At 66.4% G+C, this 6216-nt stretch carries 5 protein-coding genes; 3 read left to right on the forward strand and 2 right to left on the reverse strand.

Translation table 11 applies throughout. The features are described from left to right. Positions 1-356 precede the first annotated feature (356 nt). Genes GF405_02990 through GF405_03000 form a run of 3 tightly spaced genes read left to right on the forward strand, consistent with a single transcriptional unit; the run spans position 357 to position 1475 of the window. Complete coding sequence (locus tag GF405_02990; protein MBD3367127.1) at positions 357-590, forward strand: hypothetical protein; 234 nt, start codon at positions 357-359, stop codon at positions 588-590. Between the two features lie 48 nt (positions 591-638). Next, entirely contained in the window at positions 639-974 is a 336-nt protein-coding gene (locus GF405_02995; protein MBD3367128.1) for a transposase, read from the forward strand. A gap of 51 nt (positions 975-1025) precedes the next feature. Next, positions 1026-1475, forward strand: a complete 450-nt coding sequence (locus tag GF405_03000) for a transposase (protein MBD3367129.1) — start codon at positions 1026-1028, stop codon at positions 1473-1475. A gap of 306 nt (positions 1476-1781) precedes the next feature. On the opposite strand, the gene GF405_03005 is transcribed toward GF405_03000, so the two are convergent. Next, positions 1782-3554 (reverse strand): hypothetical protein, encoded by a 1773-nt coding sequence (locus GF405_03005; GenBank protein ID MBD3367130.1) that lies wholly within the window; start codon positions 3552-3554, stop codon positions 1782-1784. A gap of 26 nt (positions 3555-3580) precedes the next feature. After that, positions 3581-5239, reverse strand: coding sequence for a T9SS type A sorting domain-containing protein (locus GF405_03010; GenBank protein ID MBD3367131.1), 1659 nt, complete (start codon positions 5237-5239; stop codon positions 3581-3583). Positions 5240-6216 lie beyond the last annotated feature (977 nt).

Consider the following 6216-nt stretch of genomic DNA (forward strand, 5'->3'; position numbering starts at 1 on the left):
AGCCTCATGGCGACTCCCGTTCACCGATACAACAACGGGGCCCGGACAGAGCCCCCACCAGTAACTACCATTATACCACATATCAAGGGCGTTGCCAGCCCCTTCGACGACGCTGCGCATCGGCGCCTCGGCGCGAAGTGCGCTGCAGGCCGCCCTGCGGACCCGCATGCCCTCCGATATCCCCCCCCCGGGGGCCCGGGGCTCGGGACCGCGTGCGTCCCTAGACACAATGGAACGACCGGCTCGCGGTCGTAGAGTCGTACCGTCCTTGAGAGCGGTCGACATGCGATGTCGGATAGTCCGTCATCGCGGGTTGACGCTTGCGGCACCAGAGCCGCATACGAGAGGAGCCGGTCGTGTCTCACGATACTATCACATGGGTCGGGATGGATGCTCACAAGAACTCGATCAAGGTGGCGGCGCTGTTCCCGGGTGGGCTGGAAGTCAGGGAGTGGCAGGAGAAGACGACATCCGAGTCGATCCGGCGCCTGTGCCGGAAGCTCCTGCGCCAGGCGCCCGGGGAGGTCCGTTGCTGCTACGAGGCTGGGCCGACCGGGTACGCCCTGCAGCGTCAGATGCGGGCGGCGTAACTGAGTTGCGTCGTGATCGCGCCGACGCTGACACCGGTGCAGTTGGGCATGCGAGTCAAGACGGACCGTCGTGATGCCCGCAAGCTGGCTGAGCTCCTGCAGGGCGGTCTCCTGACCGAGGTGCATCCTCCGAGTGAATCGGACGAAGCGCTGCGCGGTCTCTGTCGCTGCCGCGACGATGTTCGGATCGATCTCATGCGGTCCCGTCACCGGCTCAGCAAGTTCCTCCTTCGGCGACACATGATCTACCGGGAGACGAAGCATCACTGGGGCACACGTCACTGGGCCTGGCTCGAGAAGCTGCGGTTCGATGATCCGATAAGCGAGGCGACGTTCGACAGCTACATGCTCTCGGTGCAGCAGTTGGAGGAACGTCTGCGGTAACTCGACACACAGCTCGGTGAGTTCGGAGAACGGGATCCCTATCGTGAGCCGGTGGCCTGGCTGCGCTGCTTCAAGGGCATTGACAGGGTGACGGCAGTGTGCCTCGTCGCGGAGCTTCACGACTTCAGGCGGTTCCGCACGGCCCGGGAGTTGATGTCGTACGTGGGGCTGGTCCCCAGCGAGTGTTCGAGTGGTGAGCGCCAGCGGCGTGGCGGGATCACCAAGACTGGCAACCGGCACGTCCGCCGACTGCTGGTCGAGGCGGCCTGGCACCATCGGCATCGTCCCAAGCTCAGCGCGCCTCTGATGCGGCGCCGGGAAGGGCAGCCCGCTCGCGTCCCGGCCATCGCCGATCGTGCGCAGGAGCGACTCGCCGCGCGATATCGGCCCATGACCGGCCGCGGTGTCGCTCGACCCAAGACCATCGTGGCCATGGCTCGCGAGTTGACAGGCTACATCTGGGCTGCGCTGCAGCCAGCCACTGGTGCACCGAGAAGCTGATGGACTCTGAGAACGGCGTTCGAGGCGACGGATGAAGACCGGCAAGATCTGGAAGACGCGCGACTCCGGTATGCGATACGGAGGGAGCCTCTCCCCAACTCGCGACACTAGAGAGCGGACCTTCCCGACGGATCACAGTCATGCGGCTCGGCCCGGGACGCCAGTGCAACCCGCGAATATCAGCGTGACTCGTCGTCGAAGCGCCCGGTCCTCTCCGTCGCCTCAAGTGAAACCAGACACCAGACGGCCACTCCGAAGGGTGGCCGCCAGGAGAGAACCCATGCCTTGACACGCGGTCATTCCATATCAACGGACCAGAGAGACCCGGCGCACCTGCGCGCGTCCGCCGACGTCCGCCCTGACGAAGTACACCCCGCTCGCCACCCGTCGCCCGCCGTCGTCCCGACCGTCCCACGACACCCTGTGCGGGCCCGCCGTGAGGCGCTCGCCGCGCATCAGGTCGCGTACCCGTCGCCCTCCGACGTCGTACACACAGAGATCGACCGACCCGGGCTGCGGAAGCTCAAAGGAGATCGTCGTCGCGTCGCGGAATGGGTTGGGGACTCCGACAAGGCATCCGATCGATTCGTGCGCGTCCGGCACGGCGGAGTCCGCCCAGCGCTTCCACGCGAGGATCGATGTGTCATAATGGTACACGGACGGATCCTCCGGGGGCTCGTTCCTGAAGAAGTCGTATCTCCCGCACAGCATCAGGACCACATCGAGCCCGGAAGGCGCGTCTCGCGGGACCACCGGACGAAGATGCTCGGCCGAGGTCCCGAGAGCGACATGTGAGACGGACCACGCCTCCCCCGCGTCCGTCGTCTCCCACCGATCCACGTCCCAACCGCCCCAAGCGTTCCTGCGCGACAGATAGCAGATGCCCGGGTCCCGCGGGTCGAGAGCAAGGCCCCCCGAGTAGTAGTGCTGCTGCGGAACAATCGTCGTGTCAGCGACACTCCCTCCGGAGTCGTACACCAGCGTCGCATCGCTCCACCCGCTCCCCCCGAACCGCGCCCAATGATACTGGTGCTCGCTCTTCGTAGGGAACGTAACGTAGGCGACAACAGGAACACCGGAATCACCCAGAGCGACATCCCACACCCAGGCGTTGTCTCCCTGTTCTTCGGGAGCTTGCTCGCGATCGAAGACCGTGTCGCACTCCGCGGGCACGAGGGGTGCTGAACCGACCGACTTGATCCTCGTTCCGTCCGCGCGGAAGAAAGCCGGACCGCCTGCCTCCCCGCGGATCTCGGCGTAGTAGACGTTGTTCAGATTCTCCCCGGGATGACCATCTGTGAAGGCGATGCCGATCCTGTTCGATGTGCACTCCGTGAACTTGCAGTAGGGGCGGCCGTCGAAGACACTGATCAGACGCTCGGCCTCAGTCCAGGAGAACCGTGTGGTCACGGGATCGTAGGTTCCGACGCTCATGGCCGGCTTCCAGTCGCCTCCGCGCCAGAAGACGTAATACTGATCGGTCGCGCCCGGCACGCGGGACACCGCGGCGTAAGTGGCTCCAGCGCCGCCCTGCGTGTTTGTCGACACCTCGCGGAGGGGCCCCCAGTCGCTGACATCCTCCGGACGCACGGTCGTCCGGTAGGAGAGATATGTCCCGGGAGAGGAGTGCCTGCAGTAGAAAGCCGCACAGCGTCCGTCGCTCAGTCGCAGGAAGGCGGGGTGATCGTGATCATCAGACTCCCAAGCCTCTTCGAGGACGCCGGTCATCACGCTGCCGGTCAGGAGGTTCAACGAACCGGCCTCGAGCGCACCGTCCCGCGTCACCCACCCCGTGACCAGCTCGCTCCCGAAGCAGAGAGCCCGTGGGTCGGACACCCAGCACCAGACGCCGTCGTCGGTCAGTATCTGCGTGTACGGCCCACCCTCGGCGATGCACGGGGCAAGAACGAGCGCAGCGGTCAGAGCAACCAACGCAGGGAGTCGCCCGGCGACCGGACAGGGCTCAGGCGGAACGCGTCGTGGGAGCGAGCTCATCGCGCCTCCCGATCTTCTGCCATCGTGCCTACGTGGCCACGCACCGCCCGCCGGTCCTCCGGGCCGAGGAACGCTGCGACGCATCGGCCTGAAGGCGCCTCCCTCCGCGCCTAGCGGACCAGCGTGACCCGCCGCACCTGCGCGCGTCCGCCGACGTCCGCCCTGACGAAGTACACCCCGCTCGCCACCCGTCGCCCGCCGTCGTCCAGGCCGTCCCACGAGACCGTCTGCGGACCGGCCGCCAGTCGCTCGCCGTCAAGGAGCTCCCGGACTCGCCGTCCCCCGACGTCGTACACAACGAGGTCGACGGCCGACGGCTCCGGCAGTTCGAAGGCGATCGTCGTCCCCTCGCGGAAGGGGTTGGGTACGTTCGTCAGTGAGGCGACCGAGGGAACCGGCTCCTCGACGTCCGCGTACTCGACGTTCGTCCACATCAGGATCGACGTGTTGTAGTTGTACGAGGACCGCGTCTCCTCAGAGTCGTTGTTGTAGTGGTCGTATATTCCGTGCATCCAGAGCACGACGTCGTACTCGGGCGGAGCGTGTCTCGGCACGACCGGCCGGAGGTTATCGTACGGGTTGTCCTCAGTGATCGAGACGACCGTCCAGGTGTCGCCGCCGTCCGTCGTCTTCCACTGCTCGATGTCCCATCCCCAGTAGATGTGCTTCTTGGAGAGGTAGACCGTCGAGGGGTTCCGCGGGTCGAGAGCGATGCCCCCCGAGTAGTAGTGCTGCTTCGGATGGATGCTCGTGTCGGCGACGCTTCCGCCGCAGTCGTAGACCAGCGTCGCGTCCTCCCAGTCGGTTCCGTTGAAGCGTGCCCAGTGATACTGGTGAACGCGCTCCGAGGGGAAGGTGGTGTAGGCGACCACCGGGTGCCCCGCGGGGTCGAAGGCGACGTCCCAGACCCACGCGTTGTCCCCGGTCAGCTCGGGAGCGGCCTCGCGGTCGAAGACGGTGTCGCACTCCGAGCATTGGAGCGGAACGACACCGAACTCCTTGATCCGGGTGCCGTCGGCCCGGTAGAACGCCTCGCCCTCCTCATCGGCCCGGATCTCGGCGTAGTAGACATTGTTGTTCGTCGCGTCTGGATGCCCGTGCGTGAAGCAGATGCCGATGCGTTCGCCGTCGTCGTCCGCGAACTTCACATACGGTCGGCCCGAGCCGACATGGATCACCTTCCAGTAGTCGGACCAGTTCCAGGTGCCGGAAGACGGATCGTACGTCCCGGTGCTCATCCCCGGCTTCCAGTCGGCGCCCCGCCAGAAAAGGTGGTACTGGTCTCTCTGACCCGGGACGGGGAGCGGGTTCGCGTACGTGGCGCCGGCGCCTCCGTAGGCGTTCTTCGGGACAACCTGCCGGGCGCCCCAGGCGCCGACATCACCCGGCGCGTCGCACAGCTTGTACGTGATGAACGTCCCGGAGACGGCGTGCCGGCAGTAGAAGGCCGCGTAGCGTCCGTCGGTCAGCCGCAGGATGGCGGGATGATCGTGATCGTTGGCTTCCCAGTTGGGCTCGAGCGCGGCGACCGTCGTCTCCTCGGTCAGCAGGTCGAACGACGCGGCCTCGATGACCCCGGTCTTCGTGATCCAGCCGGTGACGAGCTCGTACTGGTCGAAGACGGCCCGGGGGTCCGAGAACCAGCACCACGCCCCGTCATCGGTGAGCTGCGTGACGGACACGCGGGCCACGGCAGGCGCCGCGATAGTGCAGGCCAGACAGAACGTCAGGAGCAGTGCCGCACAGCATCGCAGGTGTGGCATGGACATTCCTCCATGCCACAATGATAGCGCATATACTGGGTGAGGGTCAATCTCCTGCGGCCCGGCGTCGCGACCTCGTCTGTCGTCAGAGCTCCCCGAAGGACGCGAGGACCGTCTCGATCATGTCCCTCGCCTCCTGGGTCTTCAGGTAGTAGAGGGGGAAGCCGAGGTAGCAGACGCCGCCGCCGACGCCGTCCGACGGACTCAGGAGCCCGCACGGCATGTCAACGAACGAGGGGTTCCGGAACGACATCATGCGGTAGAGCACGTGGGTCATTCCGTCGTAGGGTCCGACATGCTCGACATGGGGCACACCGCAACGAGTGTAGTTCTCCACGTCCGACACGTAGAGCGGCCATTTGCCCTCGGCCGGAAAGCCACCCTCTCCGACGCTGTCGATGAAGACGGACGCCAGCGCGAGTGGTGCCCCGAGGTCAGGCGTCGCGCCGTGGAAGCAGTAACCGTAGGACCACGGAGCACTCGGGTTCGCCTGCATCCCGCTCTCCAGGCCGCTTCCGACCCCGAGCACGTCCCGGATGAAGACGTACTCCGGCAGGGTGTCGGCCGCGCTCGTCTCGATCGCCTCACCCGGGTCGCTGTACGACACGTCGTCTGCGATCGCGCCGAGCGGCCTCGTGCCCGCGAGGACCAGGTTGCCGCCGGCCCGGACGTAGCAGCCCAGCGCCGGATAGCCGCCCGGGGCGGCATGGAACGCGGTCCAGAGTCCGCAGCCCTCGGGGGCGCCCCCGGCCGGTTCACCGTCGGTGTACCAGATGACGGTCGAGGCTCCGCGGAGCGCGTCGACGCCCGGGGGCATGAAGGTACCGTCATCCGGGTGCTGAAGCATGTCCCACTCGACGACCGGCAGCGCGCACGACGCGGTCAGCGCATCGTAGAACGCGTCGCGTTCCGCGTCCCCGGCCCACATCGGGTTCGCGCTCGCCTCGTTCAGGTCCCAGTCGTCGACGACGACCACGTACTCG

This window comes from Candidatus Effluviviaceae Genus V sp. (genome assembly GCA_014728125.1).
In the GTDB taxonomy this organism is placed as follows: Bacteria; Joyebacterota; Joyebacteria; order Joyebacterales; family Joyebacteraceae; genus WJMD01.